Annotated in this window: 24 protein-coding genes; 10 read left to right on the top strand and 14 right to left on the bottom strand. The window is 63.7% G+C overall.

The genetic code is table 11. The features are described 5' to 3' along the window. Positions 1-4: 4 nt before the first annotated feature. The 3 genes from CEY11_RS21710 to CEY11_RS21700 all read right to left on the bottom strand — a co-directional run bounded on the left by CEY11_RS21710 (position 5) and on the right by CEY11_RS21700 (position 5,901). Positions 5-3,226: an autotransporter family protein gene (locus tag CEY11_RS21710; RefSeq protein ID WP_088605525.1), complete on the bottom strand. Its 3,222-nt coding sequence runs from the start codon at positions 3,224-3,226 to the stop codon at positions 5-7. 340 nt (positions 3,227-3,566) lie between these two features. Further along, positions 3,567-4,475, bottom strand: a complete 909-nt coding sequence (locus CEY11_RS21705; RefSeq protein WP_088605524.1) for an HpcH/HpaI aldolase/citrate lyase family protein — start codon at positions 4,473-4,475, stop codon at positions 3,567-3,569. 160 nt (positions 4,476-4,635) lie between these two features. Further along, complete coding sequence (locus tag CEY11_RS21700; protein WP_088605523.1) at positions 4,636-5,901, bottom strand: CaiB/BaiF CoA transferase family protein; 1,266 nt, start codon at positions 5,899-5,901, stop codon at positions 4,636-4,638. Between the two features lie 295 nt (positions 5,902-6,196). Between CEY11_RS21700 and CEY11_RS21695 the strand changes: the two genes are divergently transcribed. The 5 genes from CEY11_RS21695 to CEY11_RS21675 all read left to right on the top strand — a co-directional run bounded on the left by CEY11_RS21695 (position 6,197) and on the right by CEY11_RS21675 (position 10,498). Continuing rightward, on the top strand, positions 6,197-6,376 hold the full coding sequence (locus CEY11_RS21695) for a YezD family protein (RefSeq protein ID WP_088605522.1): 180 nt from the start codon (positions 6,197-6,199) through the stop codon (positions 6,374-6,376). A gap of 93 nt (positions 6,377-6,469) precedes the next feature. After that, complete coding sequence (locus CEY11_RS21690) at positions 6,470-7,564, top strand: sulfate ABC transporter substrate-binding protein (protein ID WP_088605521.1); 1,095 nt, start codon at positions 6,470-6,472, stop codon at positions 7,562-7,564. 80 nt (positions 7,565-7,644) lie between these two features. Beyond that, positions 7,645-8,532, top strand: coding sequence for a sulfate ABC transporter permease subunit CysT (cysT, locus tag CEY11_RS21685; RefSeq protein ID WP_233155016.1), 888 nt, complete (start codon positions 7,645-7,647; stop codon positions 8,530-8,532). Beyond that, the gene (gene cysW, locus CEY11_RS21680; protein WP_088605519.1) at positions 8,529-9,401 is read left to right on the top strand and encodes a sulfate ABC transporter permease subunit CysW; all 873 of its coding nucleotides are present in this window, start codon (positions 8,529-8,531) and stop codon (positions 9,399-9,401) included. Before cysT ends, cysW begins: the two co-directional genes overlap by 4 nt. After that, a complete protein-coding gene (locus CEY11_RS21675) occupies positions 9,398-10,498 on the top strand; it encodes a sulfate/molybdate ABC transporter ATP-binding protein (RefSeq protein ID WP_088605518.1) in 1,101 nt (366 codons plus the stop codon). The genes cysW and CEY11_RS21675 overlap by 4 nt, the downstream gene beginning before the upstream one ends. Here the strand turns inward: CEY11_RS21675 and CEY11_RS21670 are convergent. The 8 genes from CEY11_RS21670 to CEY11_RS21635 form a co-directional block, all read right to left on the bottom strand. Then, positions 10,473-11,192, bottom strand: coding sequence for an ABC transporter ATP-binding protein (locus tag CEY11_RS21670; protein WP_088605517.1), 720 nt, complete (start codon positions 11,190-11,192; stop codon positions 10,473-10,475). The genes CEY11_RS21675 and CEY11_RS21670 overlap by 26 nt on opposite strands. After that, complete coding sequence (locus CEY11_RS21665) at positions 11,185-11,997, bottom strand: ABC transporter ATP-binding protein (protein ID WP_088605516.1); 813 nt, start codon at positions 11,995-11,997, stop codon at positions 11,185-11,187. The genes CEY11_RS21670 and CEY11_RS21665 overlap by 8 nt, the downstream gene beginning before the upstream one ends. Further along, positions 11,994-12,881 (bottom strand): branched-chain amino acid ABC transporter permease, encoded by an 888-nt coding sequence (locus CEY11_RS21660; RefSeq protein WP_088605515.1) that lies wholly within the window; start codon positions 12,879-12,881, stop codon positions 11,994-11,996. Before CEY11_RS21660 ends, CEY11_RS21665 begins: the two co-directional genes overlap by 4 nt. Positions 12,882-12,890: 9 nt before the next feature. Further along, positions 12,891-13,766 carry a branched-chain amino acid ABC transporter permease gene (locus CEY11_RS21655; RefSeq protein WP_088605514.1) on the bottom strand — a complete coding sequence of 292 codons (876 nt, stop codon included), beginning with the start codon at positions 13,764-13,766 and terminating at the stop codon, positions 12,891-12,893. Between the two features lie 23 nt (positions 13,767-13,789). Next, on the bottom strand, positions 13,790-14,917 hold the full coding sequence (locus CEY11_RS21650) for an ABC transporter substrate-binding protein (protein ID WP_158215408.1): 1,128 nt from the start codon (positions 14,915-14,917) through the stop codon (positions 13,790-13,792). 47 nt (positions 14,918-14,964) lie between these two features. Further along, positions 14,965-15,735: an SDR family NAD(P)-dependent oxidoreductase gene (locus tag CEY11_RS21645; RefSeq protein WP_088605512.1), complete on the bottom strand. Its 771-nt coding sequence runs from the start codon at positions 15,733-15,735 to the stop codon at positions 14,965-14,967. 38 nt (positions 15,736-15,773) lie between these two features. After that, complete coding sequence (locus tag CEY11_RS21640; protein WP_088605511.1) at positions 15,774-16,469, bottom strand: dienelactone hydrolase family protein; 696 nt, start codon at positions 16,467-16,469, stop codon at positions 15,774-15,776. A gap of 86 nt (positions 16,470-16,555) precedes the next feature. Beyond that, the gene (locus CEY11_RS21635) at positions 16,556-17,314 is read right to left on the bottom strand and encodes a GntR family transcriptional regulator (RefSeq protein WP_088605510.1); all 759 of its coding nucleotides are present in this window, start codon (positions 17,312-17,314) and stop codon (positions 16,556-16,558) included. 400 nt (positions 17,315-17,714) lie between these two features. Between CEY11_RS21635 and CEY11_RS25840 the strand changes: the two genes are divergently transcribed. The 5 genes from CEY11_RS25840 to CEY11_RS21615 all read left to right on the top strand — a co-directional run bounded on the left by CEY11_RS25840 (position 17,715) and on the right by CEY11_RS21615 (position 21,424). Then, on the top strand, positions 17,715-18,227 hold the full coding sequence (locus CEY11_RS25840; protein WP_233155015.1) for a LysR family transcriptional regulator: 513 nt from the start codon (positions 17,715-17,717) through the stop codon (positions 18,225-18,227). Between the two features lie 35 nt (positions 18,228-18,262). Further along, positions 18,263-18,496: a type 2 periplasmic-binding domain-containing protein gene (locus CEY11_RS25835; RefSeq protein WP_233155014.1), complete on the top strand. Its 234-nt coding sequence runs from the start codon at positions 18,263-18,265 to the stop codon at positions 18,494-18,496. A gap of 112 nt (positions 18,497-18,608) precedes the next feature. After that, positions 18,609-19,496, top strand: a complete 888-nt coding sequence (locus tag CEY11_RS21625) for an NAD(P)-dependent oxidoreductase (RefSeq protein WP_088605509.1) — start codon at positions 18,609-18,611, stop codon at positions 19,494-19,496. A 135-nt stretch (positions 19,497-19,631) separates the two neighbouring features. Then, a complete protein-coding gene (locus CEY11_RS21620) occupies positions 19,632-20,213 on the top strand; it encodes an amino acid synthesis family protein (protein WP_088605508.1) in 582 nt (193 codons plus the stop codon). A 233-nt stretch (positions 20,214-20,446) separates the two neighbouring features. Then, entirely contained in the window at positions 20,447-21,424 is a 978-nt protein-coding gene (locus CEY11_RS21615; RefSeq protein WP_088605507.1) for a 2-hydroxyacid dehydrogenase, read from the top strand. Positions 21,425-21,982: 558 nt separating this feature from the next. Here CEY11_RS21615 and CEY11_RS21610 read toward each other — a convergent pair. Genes CEY11_RS21610 through CEY11_RS21600 form a run of 3 tightly spaced genes read right to left on the bottom strand, consistent with a single transcriptional unit; the run spans position 21,983 to position 26,147 of the window. After that, complete coding sequence (locus tag CEY11_RS21610; protein ID WP_158215407.1) at positions 21,983-23,146, bottom strand: CaiB/BaiF CoA transferase family protein; 1,164 nt, start codon at positions 23,144-23,146, stop codon at positions 21,983-21,985. 58 nt (positions 23,147-23,204) lie between these two features. Beyond that, a complete protein-coding gene (locus CEY11_RS21605; RefSeq protein WP_088605505.1) occupies positions 23,205-24,428 on the bottom strand; it encodes a CaiB/BaiF CoA transferase family protein in 1,224 nt (407 codons plus the stop codon). Positions 24,429-24,452: 24 nt separating this feature from the next. Then, positions 24,453-26,147, bottom strand: a complete 1,695-nt coding sequence (locus tag CEY11_RS21600) for an FAD-binding protein (RefSeq protein ID WP_088605504.1) — start codon at positions 26,145-26,147, stop codon at positions 24,453-24,455. Positions 26,148-26,157 lie beyond the last annotated feature (10 nt).

The raw sequence follows: 26,157 nt of genomic DNA, 5'->3' as shown, positions 1-26,157 counted from the left end.
TCTTCTACCACCTCATGCGAAAACCCACGCGCCCTATGACGGAATAGCTGTTTCCGAACTGGTTCAGGCTGGTGTCGACCAGGCCCTCGCCATAGAGGGAATACTTGTCATTGTCCCAGTTGTACGACCCACCCACGCCCAGGCTGGCCCACAGCCGGTCGTTGCGGCTGGCGAAGCTTTCGCCGGCAACATCGACCTTTGTGCCGTTCAGGAATTCGTAGTGGAGGTTCGCCACGCCGTACACATGGGTGCGGACGGACGCGTTCTTGGCCCCGATACCCGAACTCTCGTGATCGAGCGCCACGCCCAGGCGCCCCTGAAGGCTTTCTCCGCGGGCGTTACTGACACGGGCGCCGAAGGCGTCGGTAAAGGTGTCGAAATCGACATTGGAATAAACCAGCTGGGTTTGCGGGGTAACAGACCAGCCGGAACCCAGGGCGATGCGCTTGCCGCCTTCGAGGGATGAGGCGTAGCCGAAGCCGTCGTTGCCCTGGGCCAGGCTTCTGCGGGCAAGCCCCGAGCTCAGGTCGCTGTCGTACCACGTCAGGCGCGCCTGGCCGTCGAGATAAATGCCGTTCGCGCCGTACCAGGTCAGTGTTGCGCCGACGCCGTAGCCGTCGGTGTCGATTTCGCCGTCGCCGTGTGCCGACTTGGTGTCGGTTCGGCCATGGGCATAGTGGGCAGCCAGGCCGCCTATCAGCTTGCCATGGTCGGACTCGGCCAGCTGGCGATCCACACCGATTTGCAGCCTGTAGATGTTCTGATCGTAGGTGGTGTCGGATGTCGAGGCTTGCGGCTTGATGTGGCTATACGCACCTTCGACGCGGCCCCATGCTCCGCTGCCCTCGATCGCAGCGCCGGAATTGCCGGCCGCGGCAGGCGGCTTGCCGGCCGAACCGGTATTCTGGCCCAGCTGATTCCCGGCGCCCGCCCAGTAGCGATTGCCCACGCGCTCTTGCAAGGTAGGCACGCTGTTCAGGGCGAGCAGCGCTTGCGGGTATGCTTCGTACGAGGGAACGCCGGCCTGATACAGCGGCGTTGCCGGCTCGACCGGCGCCTGGCCGGCCTGCTGCGGGTTCAACTGCGAACGCAAATACCAGTCGCCATCGCCCGGCGTCGATACGCCGCCTTGATAAAGCTGGTAGGCATAGGCGCCGGCGACGATGGCAGGCTTGCCATGGACGGCATAGTCGCCAACCAGAGAGAAACTGCCGTCGGACTTGCCGCCGACCCCAATGACCCGGATACCTTCGGCGGTGGGCGCGCCCTTGCCGCCTACATTATTGACGAGCAGCCGCGTAGTGCCGGCCGTATCGCCGCCGACAAGCAGCCTGTCGGTTCTGGAGCTGTCGTCGCCCAGAACCGTATCGATCAGCAAGCTGCCGTCCGTGCCGACGTAATTGCCTGCCACCGTCAGGACATCGCCGGCGGCGCCGTCCTGCATGCTGACCGTGCCGGCGCTGTGCAAGTCGCCGCTGATCGAGTAGATGCCGGCACCGCCGCCCCGGGCGACAAAGGATGAGGTGGCGTCGATATTGAGGCGGCCATCGAGCGCCAGCGCGGCCATGCCGTCCAGGGTGGCGCCGTTGCTCAGGAAGACACCGGTATTGTCTTCATTGGCCTCTCCGACCTTCCAGGCGCCGTCATTGATGGCCAGCGTGCCGCCATCGAGCCTCACGATTTCCCAATTGACGATGCTGCTGCCTTTGGCGCTTGCCTTGACGCCTTGCAGATTGAGCGTGTCGACCATGCCGTCGGCGCTGGAGGTATCGTCTCCACCGTCAAGCACCTGGCTGCCGTCATAGGCCGCGGCACTTACCGTGGCAGTGTCGGAGCCGTCCTGGCCATAGAATCCGCCGTTCAGCGTGCCCTGTGTCCAGACGAAGGTATCGTTGCCCTCGCTATTGACAAGGCCGTCGCTGCTCTGGGGGTCGTCCCGGTCGTCGCCGAAAATATTGCCGCTGTACGACCCGCCTATCAAGTTGAACGTGTCGTCGCCAGGGCCCAGGCTGGTGTCGCCCTTGATTTTGCCCGCGCTCGTCACAACGGTATTTCCGGTTCCGAGATCCTGTATTGCAAGGCCGGATGAAGTGCCTACCGTCGCGGTGGAGGCGATATCGACGGTGGCTCCGTGGAGGCTCAAGGTCTGGATGGCCGCCCCCGTGCCGCCGCTGACCTCGCCATTGACGACGACCGAGGTTGCCCCCGACCCCATATTCCATGCGTCTATGCCATCGACTCCGCCGGCTATGGTTCCCGCAGACTGAATCACGGAAAGATCCGATGCGTTACTTTCGTTGTACGCAACAACACCGGCACCCTCCGAGATGGCGGTGCCGGCGGTGGTGATATGAGTGGATCCGATGCCGCCGTTGTAGGCGAGTATGCCGTTTTCATTACCGTTGATGGTGCCGGCTGTCTGGCTTATGCGTATGTCTTTCGAGCTGCTGCCCTGGTTGTATGCCGCCACGCCGGTCTGATCCACGGCCGTCACGTCGCCGGCGCTGCTGATGGTGATGGAGCCCGTGCCCTGGTTGTTGCCATAGAGGCCGAAATAGTGGCCAGAGACCGTCCCGCCCGTCTGGGTCAGCGTGATGTCCGTGGCAGTGGAGTCGTTGTAGACATAAACCCCGTAAGTATCCCAGCCGGTGCCTGTCTGGATCACGCTTCCGGCGGTGGTAACCGCCGCGGCTCCGATTCCGTAATTGTCGATACGGATGCCATGCGTCAGGCCTGTGATCGTTCCGGCGGTTTGCTCAACGGCGACATTGCCCGCGCCTGCCTCGTTGTAAGAAAAAATGCCGTTGTCGCCGTTGCCGGCTACGTTGCCGCCAACGACGATCCGGGTCGTCCCAGTGCCGGACTGGTCGGCGTTGATGCCGTCCGTCCCGCCCGTGATGACGCTTCCGCTTTCCTGCGAGAAGACGATATTGCTGCTTCCCGAGGCGCCGATATCAAAGCCGGCGCCGCTGCTGTCGATCTTGAGCGTGCCGTCTGCGACGATAGTGAGGGGCCCCGCCGAGCTCGTCAAAGACTCTCCGCTGGAGACCCCGGAGCAAAGATAGCTGCCATCGGGCTGCCCGCTGCATGCCGCCCAGGCGGTATCGACCGAGCCCGTCCATGCCGCGGGCAGCAGCACCGGCAGGAAAGCAATACCTGCCGCACGAACCGCCACGCGGCCCCATGACGCCGCCGCGCTATTGGCACGGGAATGTCTATTAGCCATAAACCCCACCCAAAAACATTTGGTTATAGATTATATTTTTTGATTCAAAGACACTATTCTAGGCAGCAATGACAGATTATGTGCGATTTTTTGAATAATTAATGAAACTTGACAGTAGCCGCCCCAGGTATTGCGCGGGCTTCCCTTACGCTTTGGGCCCAAGGGCAATGGCTGCCGAGAACGGAGGCGGAGATGCGCAGCCCCGGGCTGGCTGGCGACGCCAGCGATAGCGCATAGCGCGGGATGCGCCACGCGCAGCAAGGCTGGGCAGGCCGCCCGGACAAATACAAGCAAGCCCGTACGGGACGATGGCGGCGGCGCAGCCCGAGCGCCGCGGGCACTACTTCTTTTCGAACCGCTCGGCACGCTGCAGCAGCCGGCGGGCGCGCTGCACGATGGGCACGTCGATCATTTGATTATCGAGCCGGAACGAGCCGCGGCCCTCGGCGGCCACTTCAGCATCCATGGCAACGATCTTGCGGGCCCGTTCCAGTTCTGCGGCAGTGGGCGCATATTCTTCATTGAGCACGGCCACCTGGCTGGGGTGTATGCAGCTCGCCCCTTCGAAGCCGAACTGCCGCGACCGGCGCACCATGGCGCGAAACGCTTCTATGTCGCGGAAATTGGCGATGGAGCCCAGGAAGCCCAGCGGCAGCAGGCCGGCCCCGCGGGCCGCGTTGATCATGTGCTGCTTGGGCATGCGCATTACCTCTTCGATCGGTTCGCAGCCCCACGCCAGTGCCAGGTCTTCCCCGCCCAGCATCATCGCCACGGCGCGCGGCGAGGCGGTGGCGATTTCGCCCATGCGGTCGAAGCCCTCGGGAGTTTCGACCGCAAGCAGGAAGCGTGTGTGGCCCGGCTGCAGCTTGGCGCGGGCCTCGCATTCACTGACCAGCTCGTCGATGAGCCGCACATGCGAACGGCCTTCCACCTTGGTAAGCGAAATCGTGCCCACGTCGGGGCCGATAACCGCTTCGACGTCCCGGACGGCCAGCGACAGCGGGTGGTTGATGCGCACCGACACGTCCAGGCCCGCGGCCCGCAACTGGCGCGCGGCGGCGCCGACGGCCTGGCGCGCCGCTTCTTTTTCGCTGGGCGGGACACTGTCTTCCAGATCGAGCTGCACGGCATCGGGGCCGGCCGCCACGGCCTTGGCCAGGAATTTCGGCACATTGGCCGGCACGTACAGGATGGAGCGCCATGCGGACAATACCTTGGCGGCGGGGTTTTCTACGGAAGATTGATTCATGTCTGTCTCGGCTTATGTAGATATAAAGTAGATATAAAAATAGTGAGTGCCCCTGAAAAGCCGGCAGCTTCCCGGGCTCGGCTGAAGCCTCTCGCGGCACAACGGCACCCGACGCGCCAAGGCACTGCCGGAACGCTCGCCGGCGAGGGCGGCCGCGCCTTCAGGACGCAGCCTGGTCTTCAACCACGACCCCACTGTCGAGCAAGTCTTGGTACTGTGCCGCGTCGATGCCGATTTCGGCCAGCACTTGGCGGTTATGCTCGCCCAGGCGCGGCGCCGGCGTACGTATGCTGCCCGGCGTACGCGACAAGCGAGGCACCACGTGGTGCATGGGGAACGCGCCCATTTCCTCGTCCGGGTAATCGGCCAGAATCTCGCGCTCGATGAAGTGCTCGTCCTCCAGAACCTGCGAAATATCGTAGACCGGGCCTATCGTGACTTCCGCGGCCTCGAAGAAGGCCACGTTCTCGGCCTGGGTGCGCTGCGCGATGAATTCACCAATAATAGCGTCGAGCTCGGCCGCATACTGCACCCGCAGCGCATTGGTCGCATAGCGGGGATTGCTCACCAGGTCGGCGCGGCCTATGGAGCGGAACACCCGCTCCGCCATTTTCTGCGTCGAGGCGGACAACGAAACATAGCGCCCGTCCCGGGCCAGGTACACATTGCGCGGGCCCGAGTTGGTGGAACGGCTGCCCACGCGCTGCTTGACCTCGCCCGAGAGCCGGTAATTCGCGGCCTGGGGGCCCAGCACGTGGAACAATGGGTCGAGCAGCGGCAGATCGATCACCTGCCCGGCACCGCCGCCCATTTCTATCGAGCGCAAGGCGATCAGCACCGCCGTGGCCCCATAGCTGCCGGCGAAAGCGTCGGCCAGATACATGGGCGGCAGTACCGGCTCGCGGTCGGCAAAGCCATTCATCGAGGCAAACCCCGAGATGCCTTCGATCAGGGTGCCGAAGCCGGGACGGCGCCGATACGGGCCTTCCTGGCCCCAGCCCGAGATGCGCACCACGATGAGCCGGGGATTGGCCTGCAGCAGCGTCTCTGGCGCCAGGCCCATTTGTTCCAGCGTGCCGGGCCTGAAGCTCTCGACGAAGACGTCGGCTTTTTTTGCCAGGCCAAGCAGCAGGTCGCGGGCGCGCGGGTCGCGGAACCTGATCGCCACGCTTTTCTTGTTGCGGCTGTACAGCTTCCAGTTGGTTTCGACGCCGGCGGTGCGCCATGCACGCAACGTATCGCCATCGTGAGGCTCGACCTTGACGACCTCGGCGCCGAAATCGGCCAGCGTCTGGGTCAGGGAATTGCCCGCGAACAGGCGCGAGAGATCCAGAACGCGAACCCCATCCAGGGCACCGGGCGGCGCCGGACGATAGTCCTCGGTCTTCAGTTTGGAGGGCTTGCCGCGGCTCGACGACGCATTCATTGCTGATCCTCTGTGACGATACTAGGGGTATGGTATTACAAAGTGGATTTTGGACTGCCTGATCCCGCCTTGCGGCTTTCGAGCCGGTTCCTGGCGGGCGGCTCCGGACGACGCCGCGGCTTGCGCGGCGCCTGCATGCATGCATGCAGGGTGCATGCCCATACATATAGACATGATGAATATTGAAATCGCTAAATATTCCTATAGGTTCGGCGTGCCCGCGCCTTAGAATTCTTCACGTAGACCGGCGCCAGGCGCGGGACTGCACGGCACCCGTCTCCAATACTTGAAGAATATGTCTTTGTCTCCTGATACCTTCGACCCATCCCGGTTCGACGAACTGGTCGCGCTGCTGGGGCAGCTCGTCGGGCCACTGCATTACGGTACGGTGGAACTGACATTTCATCAGGGCAGGCTGGTGCAACTGGAAAAAAAGGAAAAACTGCGCGTGGCGGATTCCCGGCCGCGCAACTGAGCCATGCCGGCCTTGCGCCGGTTCCCGCAACAACGACCATTCTGCTGACTGGACCACCGGAAGCCGAAGCCCCCACTTCTGACCGGAGGTTCCATGTCCTACCCCTACGCGCTGCGCCGCGCACATTCCGCGGCGCAGCGCCGCACTCTTGCACACTTCCTGGCCGGCGCGGCCCTGGCGCTGGCCGCCGCGGCCGGCGCGCATGCCGACACCACGCTGCTGAACGTCTCGTACGACCCCACCCGCGAACTGTATGCCGCCTTCAACCCGGTGTTCGCCGCACACTGGAAACAGACTAGCGGCGAGACCGTCACCATCAGGACTTCCAACGGCGGCTCGGGCAGCCAGTCGCGCGCGGTGATAGACGGGCTGGGCGCCGACGTGGTGACTCTGGCACTGGCCTATGACATCGACGCTATCGCCGACAGAACCGGCAAGCTGCCCGAGAACTGGCAAAGCCGCCTGCCCGGCAATAGTTCGCCCTACACCTCGACCATCGTGTTCCTGGTGCGCAAGGGCAACCCCAAGCACATACGCGACTGGGACGATCTGGTACGCAAGGGCGTGCAGGTGATCGCGCCCAATCCCAAGACCTCGGGCGGGGCGCGCTGGAATTATCTGGCGGCATGGGGCTATGAGCTGAAAAAGCAGCTGGGCGACCTGGCGCTGTTGAAAGACCCGGCGGCCAGCCAACGGGTCGCCGCTGCGCAGGAAAAGGCCAAGGAATTCGTGGCCCGCCTGTACAAGAATGTGCCGGTGCTCGACTCGGGCGCGCGCGGCTCGACCAATACCTTCGTCAAGCGCGGCATCGGCGACGTACTGCTGTCGTGGGAAAACGAGGCGCTGCTGGCGAAATACCGCCTCAAGGGCGACTTCGACATTGTCGTGCCGTCCATCAGCATCCTGGCCGAGCCCCCCGTCGCGGTGGTCGACGGCAATGCCGACAAGCACGGCGCCGGCAAGGTGGCGCGCGCCTACCTGGAATATTTGTATTCGCCCACAGGCCAGAAGATCGCCGCGGCCAACTATTACCGGCCGCTGCACCCCGAATACGCCAACGCCAAAGACCTCGCCCTGCTGCCCAAGGTGCAGCTGTTCAAGCTGCAGGACGTATTCGGCAGCTGGCGGCAGGCGCAGAAGACGTATTTCGCCGACGGCGGGGTATTCGACCAGATCTATTTGAAATGAAACGGCCCCCACTCTCACTATCCAGCGCGCGGCTCGCAGGCGGCTTGGATTCGCTAGGCGTAGCACAGTCCGCAGGGACTGTGCTACAAGCCCCGGCCTTGCCGCATGCCGCATCCGCCGTGCGCGTGCGGCGCCGCGGCGCTTTCTCGGTGCTGCCGGGCTTCGGCCCGGCGCTCGGCTGCACCCTGGTCTACCTGAGCCTGGTGGTGCTCATCCCCTTGTCGGCACTGGCGCTCGAGGCGCTGCAGCTGGCGCCGGCACGTATCCTGGCCCTGCTGGATTCCCCGCGGGTGCTGGCGGCTTTCCGTGTCAGCCTCGGCTGCGCATGCGCCGCGGCGCTCGCCGCCGGCGCCCTGGGCCTGCTCGTCGCCTGGGTGATGGTGCGCCACGACTTCCCCGGCAGGAAGCTGCTGGATGCGCTGATCGACCTGCCGTTCGCGCTGCCCACCGCCGTCGCGGGCATCGTGCTGACCACGCTGTATTCCCCGAAAGGCTGGCTGGGGCAGTGGTTCGCACCCTGGGGCATCAAGATCGCCTACACGCCGCTGGGCATCGTGATGGCGCTGATCTTCATCGGCCTGCCCTTCGTGGTACGCACCGTGCAGCCCGTGCTGCAGGAACTCGACCCTGCCCTGGAAGAGGCCGCCGCCAGCCTGGGCGCGGGGCGCGGCCATGTCTTCCGGCGCGTGATCCTGCCGAACATACTGCCGGCGCTTCTGACGGGATTCGCGCTGGCCTTCGCACGCGGCGTGGGGGAATACGGCTCGGTCATATTCATCGCCGGCAATATGCCCATGCGCTCGGAAATCGTGCCGCTGCTGATCGTCACCCAGCTGCAGCAGTTCGACTACGCCGGCGCCACCGCCATCGCGCTGGCCATGCTGGCCGTGTCCTTCACCCTGCTGTTGCTGATCAATCTGCTGCAGGCCTGGACGCGCCGCAATACGGGCAAGGAAGGCCGCAAATGAAGCCATCCGCCACAGGCGCCCGCGCGCGCAGCGCCGCGCAAAACCGCTGGCCCGCCCGCATCCTGACCATTGCCGCCGTATGCGTGTTGTCGATATTCCTGGTGCTGCCGCTGCTGGCGGTGCTGGAGCAGGCCTTCGAACAAGGCGCCACGGCCTACTTCGCGGCCCTGGCCAACCCGGACGCGCTCTCGGCACTGCGCCTGACGCTGCTGGTGGCGGCCATCGTGGTACCGCTGAACACCGCCTTCGGCCTTGCCGCCGCATGGGCCGTGGCGCGCTTCCGCTTTCGCGGCCGCAGCCTGCTGATGACGCTGATAGACCTGCCCTTCTCGATTTCGCCGGTGATCTCCGGCCTGATCTATGTACTGATCTTCGGTGCGCAAGGCTGGCTCGGCCCTTGGCTGGATCGCCACGACATCCACGTGCTGTTCGCCACCCCCGGCATCGTGCTGGCCACTTTGTTCGTGACCTTTCCCTTCGTGGCGCGCGAGCTCATACCCCTGATGCTGGAGCAAGGCCAGGACGAAGAGGAAGCCGCGCTCAGCCTGGGCGCAAGCGCCTGGGCCATGTTCCGCAAGGTAACGCTGCCGAATATCAAATGGGGCCTGCTCTACGGCATACTGCTGTGCAATGCGCGCGCCATGGGCGAGTTCGGCGCCGTGTCGGTAGTGTCGGGCCACATCCGCGGCCTGACCAACACCCTGCCCCTGCAGGTCGAGCAGGCCTACAACGAATACGACTTCACCGGCGCCTTCGCAATCGCCTCGCTGCTGGCGCTGCTGGCCATCGTCACGCTGCTGGCCAAGACGGCGCTGGAATGGCAGCAAGCGCGCCAAGGGCGCGGCCGCAAACATCACAAGAACCCATGAGCATAGAAATCCGCAACGTCAGCAAACGCTTTGGCGACTATGCCGCGCTGGACGGCATCAACCTGGACATTCCCGAAGGCGAGCTGGTCGCGCTGCTCGGGCCCTCGGGCTGCGGCAAGACCACCTTGCTGCGCATCATCGCCGGCCTGGAGCAGCCCGACGAAGGCAGCATCGCCATCCACGGCGAGGACAAGACCACCGAACATGTGCGCAACCGCGGCATAGGCTTCGTCTTCCAGCACTATGCGCTGTTCCGCCACATGACGGTGTTCGAGAACGTGGCCTTCGGCCTGCGCGCCCGCCCGCGGCGCCGGCGGCCAAGTCCGGCCGCGATCAGGGCCAAGGTAACGGAGCTGCTGGATCTGGTGCAGCTGGGCTGGCTGGCCGATCGGCATCCCGACCAGCTCTCCGGCGGCCAGCGCCAGCGCATCGCGCTGGCCCGCGCCCTGGCCGTCGAGCCGCGCGTGCTGCTGCTGGACGAACCCTTCGGCGCACTGGACGCCAATGTGCGCAAGGATCTGCGCCGCTGGCTGCGCGACCTGCACCGCAACCTGGACGTGACCAGTGTCTTCGTCACCCATGACCAGGAAGAAGCTATGGAAGTGGCCAGCCGCGTGGTGGTCATGAACCAGGGCCGCATCGAGCAGGCCGGGCCGCCGGCCAGCGTCTACGATCACCCGGCCACGCCCTTTGTCTCGCGCTTCATCGGCAGTGTCAACGTCTTCCGGGGCCGTGCACGGGAAGACGGTATCGACCTGGACGGCTGGCGCTTGCCGATACAGGCGCCCGCCGCGGCGGAGCCGGTATCGGCCTTCGTGCGGCCGCACGACATGCAGCTGACGCGCCGCCCCGAAGCCGGCCTGCCCGCCGTACAGGTCGAACACGCGCTGCCGCTGGGCGCCCTGGTGCGCCTGGAGGTGCGCATGCCGCAACACGCCGCCGAGCCCCCCATATGCGTGGAGATCCCGCGCCGCGACTACGACGCCCTGGAAATCGACAAAGGCGGCCCGCTGTTCCTGCGGGTGCTGGAAGGCCGGGTTTTTCCCTCGGCGGCGCAGGCCTCCCCTGCCTTCACAAGCCCAGGAACAGCCGCCTGATCTCGGGGTGCGCGAGCACCGCGGAAGCACGGTCGAACAGCTTATTGCGGCCAAGTTCCATGACCACGCCGTAGTCGCAGCACTCCAGCGCCTGGCGCGCATTCTGCTCGACCATCAGCACCGACAAGCCCGAGGCGGTGAGTTCGCGGATAGTGTCGAACACCATGCCCATGGCCTGCGGCGACAGGCCCAGCGAAGGCTCGTCCAGCAGCAGCAGGCGCGGCCTGGCCAGCAGCACCATGGCCATTTCCATGATCTGCTGCTCGCCGCCGCTGAGGTTGCCCGCCATGGTGTGCCAGCGCTCTTTGAGGCGCGGAAAGCGCGCCGTGACCTGCTGCAGCTCGGCTTCCAGGTCGGCGGGACGCAGGCGCCGCGTGTAGGCGCCCAGCTTCAGGTTTTCGGCCACCGACAGCAAGGGAAAATTGCAGCGCCCTTGCGGCACCAGGCCTATGCCCAGGCGCAGCCGGGCCAGCGAATCCAGCGCGGTCACGTCGCGCCCTTCGAAGTGCACCGCACCGCCGCGGCAGCGCACGATGCCGGCCACCAGCTTGAGCAAGGTCGACTTACCGGCGCCATTGGCGCCGATGATGGTGATCCAGCTGCCGGCGGGCACGGCCATGTCCACACCATGCAGGATGGTCAGGTCGCCGTAGCCGCCGACGGCCTGGTCGATGCGCAGCACGGTGTCAGTCAAGGCGGGCTCCCTGCTCGGTCGCCGCAGGGCCGCGATGGCCCAGATAGGCTTCGATCACCCGCTCGTCATTGGCCACCTCCGCAGGGCTGCCGTGCATCAGCACGCGCCCCTGTTCCAGCACGTAGACGCTGTGCGATATGTCGAAGACCAGCTTCAGATTGTGCTCTACGATAAGCAGCGCCACGCCACGACGGTTGACGCGCAGCAATTCTTCCTTCAGCCCCTCGACCAGTGTGGGGTTAACCCCGGCCATGGGCTCGTCCAGCAATAGCAGCTTGGGCTCGTTCATCAGCGCCATGCCCAGCTCCAGCAGCTTCTTCTGCCCATAAGACAGGCCGCCGGCCAAGGCGCCGGCCAGGCGCTCGAGCCGCAGCTCTTCCAGCATCGCATCGGCGCGCTGCGCCATCTCGCGCTCGTGGCGGCGCACGGCGGGCGTGCGCAATAACTCGCGGAAGTAAGAAAAACCCGGTGCGGCCTGCGCCGCCGCCAGCAGATTCTGGCGTAACGTAAGTTCGGGAAACACGCGCAATTGCTGGAAGGTGCGGCGCAGGCCCAGGCGGGCGATGCGCTGCGGCGACAAGCCTTTCAGGTCGCGGCCGTCGAGCACCACGCTGCCGGCGTCCCTGGCCTGGAAGCCGCAAATGCAGTCGAACAGCGTCGACTTGCCCGAACCGTTGGGCCCTATCAGGCCCGTAATGCTGCCGGCGGCCAGCTCGATGGAAACGCCGTCCAGCGCATGCACGCCGCGATAGGCCTTGCGGATGCCGTCGGCCTTCAGCACCTGGCTGGCGGTTGCGGCGCTCATTTGCCCGTTCCCGCGCCCGCGGCGAGCGGCCGGCCGAACCAGCGCGCCATGCCCTGCGGCATGAACAGCACGATCAACAGCAGCAGCATGCCGTAGATCAGCGACTTGACTTCGGGCGCCATGCTCAGCGCCTCGGGTAGTACAGTGAAGATCACCGCGCCCGCCACCGGCCCCCACAAAGTGCCGGCGCCGCCGAGTATGACCATGACCAGCAGCGACTCGGATATGGAAAAGCCGAATATGCCCGGGTCGATGAAGCTCAGGTAATGCGCATAGCAGGCGCCCGCCAGGCCCGCCAGGGCGCCGGAACAGGCGAAGGCGAACAAGCGTATTTTCAGGGGATCGATGCCGGCGGCAATCGCCAGCGGCTCGTTGTCGCGCACCGCGATCATCGCGCGGCCCAGCCGCGAAGAAACGATCAGCCAGGTCGCCGCGACCGCCAGCGCGGACAGCACAGCCATGAAGGCCAGCCATGCGCTCTTGCCCTCCAGCGCCATGCCGAACAGGCGCGCGGTGGGAATATCGGCAATACCGAGGGCGCCGCGGGTCAGCCCTATCCAGTTGCTGGCGACGATCTGCAGCAATAGCGTGGCCGACAGCGTCACGATCACGAAGGAATGGCGCGACAGGCGCAGCGACGGCACGCCCAGCACCACGCCGCTGAGCGCGCCGACCGCGGTGGCGCAGGCCAGGGTCAGGGAAGAGTCCCAGCCCAGCCGCAGCGTGAGCAGCGTCGAGGCATAGGCGCCCATGCCGAAAAAAGCCGGGGTGGCCAGCGACAGCAGCCCCGAATATCCCAGCATGATATTGAGCGACTGCGCCAGCAGCACGTACATGCCCGTCATGACGCCGATATGCAGGAAATAAGGAGAAATCGCGCTCACGGGGCACCTTCAGACGCGAACCGACTTGCCGAAGATCCCTTGCGGGCGCAGCAGCAGCATGATGATCATCAGGGCGAAACCGACGCCGTCGCGATAGGTGGCGCCGAGCATGCCGCTGGCGAAGCTTTCGGCCACGCCCAGCAAGAGACCGGCCAGCATGGCGCCTGAAATATTACCCATGCCGCCGATGATCACGACCGCGAAGCTCTTGAACACCACATCGGTGCCCATGTTCGGATACAGGTCGAACATCGGCGCCATGGCTCCGGAGGCCAGCGCGCACAGCGCCGCCCCCGCCGCGGCCGTAATGCGTGTGACGCGCCTGATGTCTATGCCGACCATCAGGCAGGCGTCCTTGTTTTGCGCCATGGCGCGCATGGCGCGGCCGGTCTCGGTGCGGCGCAGGAACGCCACCAGCCCGGCCAGCGCCACGACGGCCACCACGGCGACGAAGATGCGCTGGCCGAAGAACAGCACGCCGCCCAATTCCAGCGTAGTGCCGTCGAGCGGCGAATCGATGTGCAGCGGCGTCGCGCCGAACACCAGCCGCACCAGATTCTGCAAGATGATCGATACCGCAAGCGTGGCCAGAATCACCGTTTCGAAGGGCCGGTTCAAGGTAGGCAGGAATACCACTTCGGCCAACAGCAGGCCGAAAGCGGCCATCGCCGCCACCATGACCGGATACCCCAGCCAATAAGGCATGCCCATGCTCTGGCCCAGGAACCACAGGGTGAATGCGCCCACCATGTAGATCTCGCCGTGCGCGAAATTCACTTGCTCGAGAATTCCGAACACCAGCGCCAGGCCCACGGCGGCCAGGCCGTAGCCCAGGCCGACGCTGAGGCCGTTGGCGAGAAATTGCAGGAACAGGGACGCGTCCACGGTGGTGCCTCGCGCAGATCCGCTTACTTGCTGGGGATGAGCTTGACGCCCAGCTTGCCGTGCTCGACCTGAACCAGCATCAGGTTGTTGTGCGACTGGTTGTGGTCGTCGAAGGTGATCGGCCCGAGTATGCCCTGGTAGTCGGTCTTGGCCAGCGCCTCGCGCACCGCGTCCGGCCCGGTCGAGCCGGCGCGGCGGATCGCGTCGGCCGCGACCATGATGCTTTCGTACACGCCATAGGCCACATAATGCGGGCCCTGCTTGTGCTGCGCGACGAAGGGCTTGACGAAGGCGTCATTGGCCGGCGAGCTGTACTGGTCGAAGTACGGATACACCGTCCACGAGCCGTCGAACTTGCCGCCGGCCAGCAAGCCCTTGGCCAGCGGGGCGAGCAGCGGCGGGCGTGCCACCAGCGGCATCTTCAGGCCGAACTGGGTGTATTGCTTCATCAGGTTGTAGCCCTGCTGGTCGAGCATGAAGACGGCCAGCGCCTGCGGCTTGGTCGAGCGCAGCCGGGTCAGCACGGGCAGGAAATCGGTCTCGGTGCTCTTCACATAGTCTTCCGACACCACCTTGGCGTCGGCGCCCAGCCGCGCCTTCACCAGCTTGACCGCGCTGCGGCCGTAGTCGGTGTCTTCGGCAATGAAAGAAATGGTCTTGGTGTGCGCGAGCTGCGTGCCGATCACGCTGGCCAGCATGCGGTCATTGGGCACGGTGCGAAACACCCACTTGTTGCCGCCCACGCCGGCCTTGTCGGTAATTTCCGGCAGGGTCGAGATCGACACGATCATCGGCTTGTGCGCCGACTCGGCCAGGGGCATGACCGCCATGGTCGCGCCCGAACACAGATCGCCCATCAGCACGTCGACCTTGTCCTGCGAAATCAATTTCTGGGCCGCCGACACGGCTTCGGCCGGCCGGCACTGGCTGTCGAGCATGGTGAAAGAAACCTTGCGGCCCAGCACCCCGCCGCGCTTGTTCAGCTCTGCGATCGCCTGCTCGGCACCCCATTTCATCTGCTGCCCGAGGAACGAGGCGGGGCCGCTGATCGGGCCCGTAAAGCCGATCTGGACGTCGGCGGCAAAAGTGGGCGCAGCGGCGCCCAGGGCTAGCGTGGCGGCTAATGCGCACAACAAGGCAGGTTTACGCATGGCAGTGTCTCTCCAGGAAATTATCGGAACATGGGCATGAAACGGAATCATGTGGCCAGGTACCCGCCGTCGACCGGCAGGGTGACCCCGGTGATGTAGGCCGCCAGATCGGAGGCCAGGAACTGGACGGCGTTGACGACATCGGCGACATCGCCGATGCGCGCCAGCGGCACCCGCTCCAGAAACTTCGAGACCGCGGCGCTGTCGGCGCGCGTCACCGCGGTCATGGCGGTGGCGATGCCGCCCGGCGCCACGGCGTTGACGCGTATCCCCAGGGGGGCCAGTTCCAGCGCCAGCGCCTGCGTCAATTGCTTGAGCCCGCCCTTCGAAGCGGTATAGGCGACGGAATTTTCCACCGCCACGCAGGAATGGATCGAGGCCACATTGACGATGCATCCGCCCTGGGCCCGCAACAGCGGCAGGAACGCGCGGCTGGTGTAAAAGGCGCCCGACAAATTCACATCGAGCGTGCGCCGCCATTGCTGCGGCGCGTCCGCGGCGCCGAAAGCGCCCCGCAGCAGCACGCCGGCATTATTGACCAGTACGTCGCAACGGCCGAAGCTTTGCCCGACCTCGGCCGCCGCGTCCAGCATCGCCTGCTCGTCGGCCACACTGCGGTGATACGTCTGCACCACGCCGGACTGCGCGCGGATGTGCGCGGCCGTCGCCGCCAGGCCTACCGCATCGATGTCGATCAACGCCACTCGCGCGCCGCGCGCGGCAAAGGCCAGCGCCGTGGCCCTGCCGATGCCGGCGGCGGCGCCGGTGATCACCGCCACGGCATCGGTGAAGCTTGGTATTTGCGGATTGATGGACATGCTTGCTCTGCGGCCTTTCCGAGTGGCGGGATTACGGATCAGGCCGTGTGGCGCACCATGAAATCCAGCGAGCGGCGCTCGGCCAGCGCGGCGGCTTCGGCCACGAATCCGTCTCCGTCCTGGCGTGCGAAAGCGTGGTCGCAGCCTTCATAGACATGGGCCTCGAACTGCGGCAGCCTGGCCACCTGCTCCAGGATCTGCGCACGTACCGGCGGCGGCACGAAATGATCCAGCGCGGCAATGTGCAGCAGCGCCGGCGGCGTGGCCGGCGTCGCCGCCGGCAGGACATCCTGCAAGTTCACGCCGTAGTAGCTCACGGCGCAGCGCAGCGGATGCCGCAAGGCGGCCTGGATCGACAGGCGCCCGCCCAGGCAGTAGCCGAGCACGGCGATGCGGTCGTGGCCCAGCGCCGCCTCGAGCCAGTCGCACACCGAGCCGATGTCGGCCAGCGCGAGCTCCGGATCCATGCCCTGCATCAAGGCCACGGCCTGATCGAAATGGCCGGGGGTCTGCGACTCGAGCACCACATTGCGCTGCTGGCGCCAGAACAGGTCGGGGCAAACCACGTGGAAGCCCAGCTCGGCCCAGCGCCGCGCGGCCTCTTTCATGGCATGGTTGATGCCGAAGATTTCCTGCACCAGCACAATGGCCGGCGCCTTGCTGTCGGCGGCCCGTGCGTACAAGGCGTCGAACTCGAGGCCGTCGTGGGATTTGATCTGGATCGTCGTACTCATAGTGATTCTTTCCGGGTCTGGTGCGTTGGACAAGGAGCCGAGGTCTGCGCCCGGCGCAAGGGCCGCCCTTCGGGCGTACACAGGCCCTAGACGCCGCTTTGCGTCATGAACTCCATCGAATAAAGAGCAGGGTTGTGTATGGATCGGACGAATTCGACCAGACGGCCGTCTTCGCTATACAGCCAGGCCTGGACTTCCAGCACCGGGGCGCTTTCGGGCAGGCCCAGCACGGGCGCGGCCGCAGCGGGCAGCGCGATGGCCGTGACCTTGTGGCGCAGCCGCGTGACGCGCAGATCGTAGACCTGTTCGATGGCCTCGTAGATGGAATTCATTTCCGGCCGCAGCAAGGGCCGGATCCCCGACAAAGGGCCCGGCACGTAGACACGCGTCCAGGTGGATACCTCGGCCTGCCTGGGCAGGTGGCGCGCGCCGGTGAGCCGCAGCCAATACCCCGAGGCGCTGGTTTCGCTGGCCAGGCCCGGCTCGTCGGGCTGCGACACATCGCTTACATCGTCGATGCGCATGACGGTGTCGCCGGCAAAGCCGAGCGTGTCGCCCCACCCGCTCATGCGCTGCACATAGCCCGCGACCGGCTCCTGGCGCAGCACGCGCGTGCCGACCTTGCGGGCGCGCTCGACCATGCCCCACTCGGCCAGCAGCTGCAGGGCCTGGCGCAAAGAGCCGCGGCTCGCCTTCAGGCTGCGCGCCAGCTCGACTTCCGTCGGCAGCACGCTGCCGACGGCGTACACGCCATCAAGAATGTCTTGCGCAAGATCGCCCGCAAGCCGCCGGTAAAGCGGCGGCTTGGCGGCCTGGGCCTTGCCCTTGGTCGAAACTGTCTCCAATTTGAATAGACCTTATTTTCAAGTCCATACTTAAAAATTTGGTCTAGAGCATAAACCACAACGCTCGTGCCCGCAAGCCGCAGTTTCTTACCAATTTCCTGTCGATCGCCCTCCCTCATTACCCACGAGTTGACCCTTGACGAGGGCAGTGTCCGACAAGCGGAAGCTCGCATGTCGCGAATTACAATCCCGCATATGAACGGCGCGCAAAACGAGCAGCGAAACACCGCCGCGCCAGGCCTGCCTCGTGGACGTCCTGCCCATGACCGCCACGAACAAAACCACCCGCAAGCAACTGTGGGATGCTTCGCACTGAGGCGATGGAACGACTACCGGGGAAAATGATGAAATTCCGACTGCGTCAGACGGAAGTCTTTCGCGCCGTCATGTGACCGGCTCAATGAATGGTGCGCCAAAGCTGTTGTTCACTGCACAACCGGCGATCAGCCGCATCGTTTCGCACACGGAACAGACCTTAGGCTTGGAGCTGTTCAACCGGGTCAAGGGCAAGCTCGTACCGATGCCGGAAAGCGAGGCCTTGTTCCAGGAAGTCGAAGACTTCTACCAGCACGCATTACGCGTCGACGAGTTTTCCCGCAATCTGGCCACCGGCCCGTCCGGCGTGCTGCGCGTGTCGGCAAGCCCATACCTGAGCAAGGGTTTGGTGTCGCGTGCCGTCACGCAGTTCTTGCAGCGCTGCCCCAAGATACGCGTACATTTCCATTCACCCCTACTTGCAGACATGGCTCGGGAAGTGCTCAGCAACAAGGTGGATCAGCCGTCTCGGAGCTGCCGCTGGAACATTCCAATCTTGCCGCATTCCAGTTCGACGAAGAGCACATGGTGTGCGTGGTGCCTAAGGGCCACGAGCTGTGCTGGACAAGCCGCGTCGACATTCATCAAACCGATGTAGCCTGCTCGCTGGTTCGTACCGGAGCACGAATAGCCATGGTGGACGAACTCACGGTGGGTGGCCTAACTTGGGAAGACTTGCGAGTACTGCCTCTATCCGAAGAGATCAAGCTGACGCCCAGCATCGTGCGATCGAAATTCGACAACGGACACATCCATGCTGAAAAGTTCGTGGATGTCCTGACCCAGCAAGCGCAGCAGGACAAAGCTCACAAGGCCAAGATACACAAACGACAAACCGGCAATCCAACAATTAACACGAAGGCATAAGCGATATTCAAATCGGCAATGGACAGCCGCTTCCTGTACACCGTAGCATGCGGATCAATAACTGTGCACCGCAGAACGATGCACTATTGGCCCTCCGGAGGTGGCTTTCGCAATGAAGATTGGATTGATTGGCGCCGGCAATATCGGCAAGCATTTTGGGACGCGCTTATTGGCCCACGATTACGAATTGCTGGTGCATGACCGCAGCACGGCCGCGCAGCAGCATCTGGCCGGAAAGGGTGCAACTATCGTCGCCAGCGCGCGGGAACTAGCCTCCCAAGTCGAAGTTGTGCTGCTATGCCTGCCCATGCCGCGTATCGTTGCCGATGTGGCTGCGGAAGTGGCGCAAGGCAGTGCCGTAAAGATCGTGGTGGATCTGTCCACCACCGGGCCATCCGTTACTCATGAAATCGATGCACTGCTGCGCCAGCACGGCGTTGCGCTGATCGGAGCGCCGGTCAGCGGAGGCACCGTCGCGGCCGAGAAAGGCACACTGGCAGTGATGCCGGCGGGCCCCGAAGCCGCATTTCGTACCGTCGAGCCGCTGCTGCGCATACTTGGCAAGAACATCTTCTACCTCGGCACGAATCCTAGCTTGGGCCAAACGATGAAGATCATCAACAATACGCTTTACGCCACCAGCATGATTGCCAGTTGCGAAGCACTGGTCTATGGCGCCAAGGCGGGGCTCGACGCCAAAACCATGCTGGACGTGATCAACGTGTCCAGCGGCCGCTCGTTCTCCACTCTCGAACGCATTCCCCAATGCGTACTCGATCGTAGCTTCCCGACCCGCTTCACCACAGAGCTCCTGCACAAGGACGTGGCCTTGTGCCTGGACGAAGCCATCAAGCTCGGCGTACCCATGCAGGTGAACCCCGCGGCACGCCAGTTTCTGGCCTTTGCCATCACCCAGGGCGATGGCGACAAGGACAACGTCTACACCATCCGCCATATCGAGCAATGGGCCAACGCCCAGTTCGGTGTAAAGCCGACTTGACTGAGCCACGCACCGTTAGTGCACGCCACACCCGTAAATTCTAAAACCCAAAGCCGCCCAGCACGGCCGGTAGGCTGCCCTTTTCCTGCGCCTTTTTCATTCACATTCTTTCAATAACCTTAATAGGAGCGTTTCATGTCCCTGATCAAAATTCGCAAGAAGCTGCTCAATATCGAAAGCATCTACCACGAAGGCGGCCCCGCACGCAGCGAGCCCATCAAAGCAGGTTCGATCGCCGTAGTGATTCATAATCCGTACGCGGGCAAATACTTCGAAGACCTTTCGGAACTGGTCAAGGACTCCACGGAAATGGCCATGGAAATTGTCCCCGAGTTGATCGACGCTCTGGGAGGTGCCGACAAGATTCAGGCATACGGTAAGGGCGCCATTGTTGGGCTCAACGGCGAGCTGGAGCATGGAGCGATCTGGCATATCGGCGGCGGCTATCCAATGCGTAAGCACCTGCCCAAAGCGAAATCGATCGTGCCGGCCGCCAAAGTGGTCGCCTCCGCGGGCACTCGGCTACAGATTCCTTTGCATCACATCGAAGCATGCTATGTGCGTAGCCATTTCAGCACTATAGACGTGGGAGTCATCGACGGCCCTCGCCCCGACGAGCTTCTGTACGCACTGGCGATGTCGACAGGAACCCGGGTTCACGAACGTCTGGGCGGCCTGCGAGTCGACGAAATCAAAATCGGCGACGGCCAGCGCTGAAGAGGGCGACAGCGACACGATGGTCAAGCTTTCCGGCGCCAAAGTGAACTGAGCCGAACTCGAAACCGGACAGCCGACAACGACTGCACAAAATTCGCAAAAACATGCCCTGCTGCGCGTTTTTACAATGTTAGTGTATGACCTTGTACGGCAAGTCGGGGGTGGCGCGAACCATAACAGGCGTTCCTCATATTCACAACATCGTCCTCTTCACATTTTCAACTTTCTGCACAATGAAACCCCTGCTTCTGGTTCTGGTTTTCCTGTCCGAAGAACACCGCACGCTGGTATCCGAAAACTTCGAAATGCTCTACGCGCCCAATGAGAACCTGGGCGCGAACCGATCCAACGGCGCCGCGCAGATTGCTGCACACGGCTCGGACATACGCGTGGTTCTGACCAACGGCACTAACGGCCTGTACGCCCATGAAATCGAAGCCATGCCGAAACTGGAACTCGTTTGTACCGTAGGCGTAGGTCACGAGAACGTTGACTTGAAGGCCGCGGGCGCCCGCGGCATCCCTGTATGCAACGCTGCGGGCACCAATGACGAAGCCGTGGCCGACCATGCCATGACCATTCTTCTAGCCGCCATTCGCCGTCTTCCTTTTCTCAACGATGGCGTACGGCACGGCTTGTGGCGCGATGACATCCCGCGCCCGCCCCACGTTTCGGGCCGCAAAATGGGGATCTTCGGCCTCGGCGCCATCGGCAGGAAAATAGCCAAACGCGCCATGGCATTCGACATGCAGATCGGCTACCACAGCCGCACGCGCCGGGACGAGACTGGCTACCTCTGGTTCGGCGACATTCTTAAGCTGGCGTCGTGGTGTGACTTCCTGGTGATCGCCGCGCCCGGAGGCACAGAGACATACCACGCCGTGAACAAACCGGTGCTGGAAGCATTGGGGCCACAAGGCGTAGTAGTGAATATCGCGCGCGGGACGCTCGTCGATACCCGGGCGGTCGCCGACGCGTTGCGCGACAAACGCATCTGGGCTGCGGCGCTCGATGTGTACGAAAACGAGCCTACGCCGCCCGCTTCACTACTCGAATTCGAAAACGCAATATTGACGCCCCATGTCGGCGGCATTTCGCCGCAGGCCATTCATGCCTCTGTGCTGAGGTTTCTCGAGAATGCCGAGCGGCATTTCGCCGGCCAGCCTCTGCTCACCCAGGTGAATAAGGCGCAGCAATGGAGCATCGTCTGAGTAGCCAGCCCTAATGCCTAATGGCGCGTCCAATGACTCTGTATCTGCAGCACCTCTATTTTGCCGACAAAACTCGCTTTCTGAAAAATAAAACATAAAAACTTCAGGTAGAACAATTGCGCCAGGCGCAAGCGGTAGTTCTACCGCTGGACTACGGCTTGAGACTCGAAGTGCGCTTGAACCGCCCCACGGTGTCGTCCCAGGTCTACTACCTGCGGCACTGTCGCGGTTGGCGCAAGCTCGCTCGGGACAAGCTTTACCCGCAAAGCGACCCATACCCTGATCAAATTCCCGGGCGAAGCCTATAAGCCGCTGATCGAGATGTGCGGCCGACACCAGCGCAGCATGCCGGAATGCGCGTAGCGTGCATGGCTGGAACACTTGAGCATCGTCGAGGCACTGGAAGAGTGCAGCCCGGATTTTGCCGAAAACATGATGCACAAATACACTGCCGCGACGCGGAAAAACCGCGGGCTGCCGCGGCAGCCCTTTTAGTGTGGCCTAGCACCCGCCCTTGCATCGCTGCTAGCAAAATGCAAGCAGCAAGTCGGCCGTCAGTCAGGCTGACGCGCGCACGACCCCCCGAGCCAACAGATCCTCGATTTTCTCCGCCTGAAAGCCGAGCAATTTCAAGACTTCGACCGAGTGTTCCCCCAATGCGGGCGCGTGCCGGCGGATCGAGGCCGGCGCATGCTTGAAGCGAATCGGGGTCGCCAGCAACTGGGTGTCACCCGCAACCGGATGACGGTGCGGAACCAGGCACTCCCGAGCCTGAACCTGCTCGCTCTGCGCCGCTTCGGCCACGGACAGAACGGGGCTGATGCAAACCTCCTTGTCTTTCAATTGTTCGAACCACTCGTCGCGCGTACGTGTCAGGAACAAGACACGCAACGTCTCGCGAATGGATTCCTGCTGCGCGTCGTCCGCATATTGAAGCTCCGACCATTCGGGGTGGCCCAGAGCCTGGCATAGGTTCCGATAAAAGTGCGGCTCTATCGCTGACAAAGTGATGTAGCCGCCATCCGCCGTTTCATAGATGTCCGACCACGGGTAGCGGCCATTGTGCCGCTCCTGGCCGCGAACCGGCGCCGTACCGCTACCCACGTAGCTGGACAGGGCGGTGACTGCCAGCGAAAATGCGCTGTCGAACAACGCGATATCAATGTACTCGCCTTCGCCGGTTTTTTCGGCCCGGCGCAGCGCCATCAAGATACCGATGGTCGCCATGCTGGCCGCGGTCAAATCCGAAATCTGCGGGCCGCTCATTGCGGGCGGGCCGCCTCGCCTTCCCAGCAGGCTCAGAATTCCGCTGATGGACAGGTAATTGGGATCATGCGCGACCACGTCGCGCAGCGGCCCATGTTGCCCGAAACCCGATAGCGCACAATAGACGATTTTCGGATTCACCACGCGCACCGCGTCATAGTGAATGCCAAGCCGCTCGACCACGCCGGGCCGGAACTGCTCGAATACCACATCCGCGCGTCGGGCCAGGCCCAGGAATATCGCGCGGCCGTCGGCGGACTTGAGGTCTATCGCCAGGCCGCGCTTATTTCGGTTCAGCATCATATGCCGCGTGGACACGCCCTGTACCAGCGGCTCGACGCGACGGAAATCGTCGCCCTGGCGAGTGTCTTCAATCTTGATCACATCGGCGCCGAAGTCGGCCAGCATCTGTGTGGCGACAGGGCCGGGAAGCTGCCGGGAAAGATCCAGCACCACCACACCTTCGAGAGGAAGCGTTTTCATGAACCATAGTCCTGTAGTCGTTTTCGGGACGTCAATCCTGATCCATCCCAGCCACCACACGCATGCTCAGCAGCCTGTCTATTTCGGCGCTGTCGAAGCCGAAATCCTGCAGCACTTCCAGGGTGTGCTGCCCCAGGCGCGGGGCCGGGCGGCGATACTGCGCCGGCGAACCATGGAAGTTCACCGGAAAGGCCAGCATCTCGAATTTGCCCACTGTGGGATGCTCGATCTCGATCAGGGTCTTGTTGTGCGCCACTTGCGGATCATGGCGTAGCGCATAGGCCAGGTCTTGTACCCGCGCGGCCGGCACATTGAAGCGCGCGAACAGGGCAAGCAGTTCATCAATGCCGCACCGCCCGAATTCGCGTTGCAGTTCGGCATCGACGAAATCGCGGTTGGCGCACCGGGCAACATTGGTCGCGCTGCGCGGGTCGGCGGCCAGGTCGCTGCGTTCCAGCGCCTTGCACAGCGAAGACCAGAATTTCTCGGTGAAGCAAGCCAGGAAGAAAACGATGCCGTCCTGGCTGACGAAATTCCGGTAAGGGCAGAAACTGGGATGGCCGCTGCCCAGCCGGGGCGGGGCCTTGCCGGTGACGAGCGTTTCGCCGTCGCGCGGCACCGTGCTGAATATGGTCGCGCCCAGCAAGGAAAGATCCAGCCGCTGCCCCTGCCCGGTGCGCTCGCGATGCAACAGCGCGGCCGCCACCGAAAACGCCAGCAAGGCGGCAGCATTAAAATCCGGCATGGGAGTGCCCACCCGGGCGGCCCCGCTGTCGGGGTGCCCGGTCATTTCCATCACTCCGCTGAGCGCCTGCACGATCGGATCGTTGGCGGGCAGATGCGCGTATGGCCCGTCTTGCCCGAACGCGGAAATACTGGCGAACACGATACGCGGATTGACCGCGCGGACGGCGTCATAGCCGATACCCAGGCGATCCATCGTACCGGGCCGGAAGTTCTCGGTAACGACATCGGCGGCGGCCGCCATGCGCAGAAACGCCTGCCTACCGTCGTCGGACTTCAGATCCAGACGGACGCTGCGCTTGTTGCGATTCTGAGAAAGAAAATTCACACTCTGGGCACCTATGTACACGGTGCCCATGCTGCGCGACAGCTCACCGGCCGACAGTTCTTCGATCTTGATGACTTCGGCGCCCATGTCGCCGAGCATCATCGTACCCAGCGGCCCCGCGGTCATGACTGTCAGGTCGAGTACACGATAGCCCGAAAGCGGTTGGACAGGATTATCGGCCATGGAGGGTTCCTGAAGAGAAAAGAGTCAGTAATCGAGTCGCGTAATCGTCGGCCCGGCCTCGCCGCGCCGCAGGGTGTAGCTGTGCGCCAAGCCGGGATCGGTGTCGAGGTGATCGAGCCGGTAGTGCGCGCCTCGCGTCTCTTCGCGATTCAGGCAGGCGCGCAGTACCAATTCGCTGGCCTGCGCCATATTGCGTACGCTCAGAACGTCCATCAGCGTATCGGGCCCCACGCCCATGCCGGCGGCGATGTGATCCTGCACGGCACGCATAGTGGCCAAAGCCGTGCACAGGCCCTCGCCCGTCTTTTCGACGAGGCAATGCTGCTGCATGGCACGGCGAACCTCGCTCGCCATAACGGCAAGCTGCGCCGACGCCTTGGGATGCGATGCCAGCTGGCTCAGTTCGCCTAGCGTCGAATCAAGTGTTGCCGGTGACGGGCGGTACTTGCCTGATCCGGCCAAGGCCCGACGCGCCGCCGCCACGCCGCTGCGATGCCCAAATACCTGACCTTCGGCCAGCGAATTTCCGCCTGGACGATCGGGCCCGCGCACGCCACCGGCGAGCTCGCCGATCACGAACAGGCCGGGCACCGTGCTCTGGCCGTCCGGATCGATCATCCGCACCCCACCGTTCATGCACTGGAAAACCACTCCTACTTCCAGTGGATCGGCCGCGATATCGATACCGCGCGCGCTCAGCCAACTGATGGTGTTCGGCAGCACCCGGGCCAAGGCGTCAGCATTCACATGTGCGAACGAAAAATACACCCCGCCGTGCGGCGATCCGCGGCCTTCGGCCACCTCGCGCGCCATGGAGATATCGATAAACCGGGAAATATTGGCAGTGGTGAACGGAAAGCTCTTCGCTTCGTAGACCGCGTCCAGCGTAGCCTCAGGCGGCAGATAATCCCGCAGGAACTCCCGGCCACTGCCGTTCATCAGCTTCGGTTGCAGGCGAAATGAAGACCCGCTGAAAAGCTGCACATAAGGATGGATAAGCGCCGGGCCCAGTTGATGGAACTCCATGTTCACCAGCTCGGCGCCGTGCCGATAACAGATTGCCTGGCCGTCGCCCGTCATCTCGGCGGTCGAGACCTGCAGCTCGAAGGCGCCATGTAGCCCTCCGGTTCCCAGAATCACCGATGGCGCCCGGTATTGCACCAGTTTCCGCGCTTTTGCGTGATAGCCCAGCACGCCGGCGATGGCGCCTTCGGCATCCCGGATCAAGTCGACTAGCGCGATGTGCTCGTCCACGCAGACTCCGGCCTGCAGCATCGCCTGCGACAATGCCTGCACAAAAGCCTTGCCGGTTTTTCCGCGCACCCCAAGCGCGCGGGCATAACTGCCGAAATCGCTCTGGATCAGCTTGGGCCCCGCGCGCTCGCGATCGAACGGCACTCCCAGCGCCATCAGGTCTCGGATGCGATGGGGCGCTTCCTCGGCCAGGACGCTTACCAGCGACTCGTCGATGAAGCCCCGCCCCGCGCGCATGGTGTCTTCGAAGTGCTTGCGCGGACTATCATCGGCCACGCCGAAACCGGCCGCGCCCATGCTCATGATCTCGCTGGCGCCGTGCACCGTGCTGCCGCCCTGCTGGAATGCCGTCTTGGTCAACAACCGAACCTCGGCGCCCTGCTGCCGAGCCGACAGCGCGGCCCGGCTGGCCGCGCCGCCACCGCCGACCACGATGACATCGGCACTGCATTCAATAACTTCCATATTCAACCGG

This window comes from Candidimonas nitroreducens, from assembly GCF_002209565.1.
Lineage (GTDB): Bacteria > Pseudomonadota > Gammaproteobacteria > Burkholderiales > Burkholderiaceae_B > Candidimonas > Candidimonas nitroreducens.
This window is presented reverse-complemented; position numbering and strand designations above follow the sequence as displayed.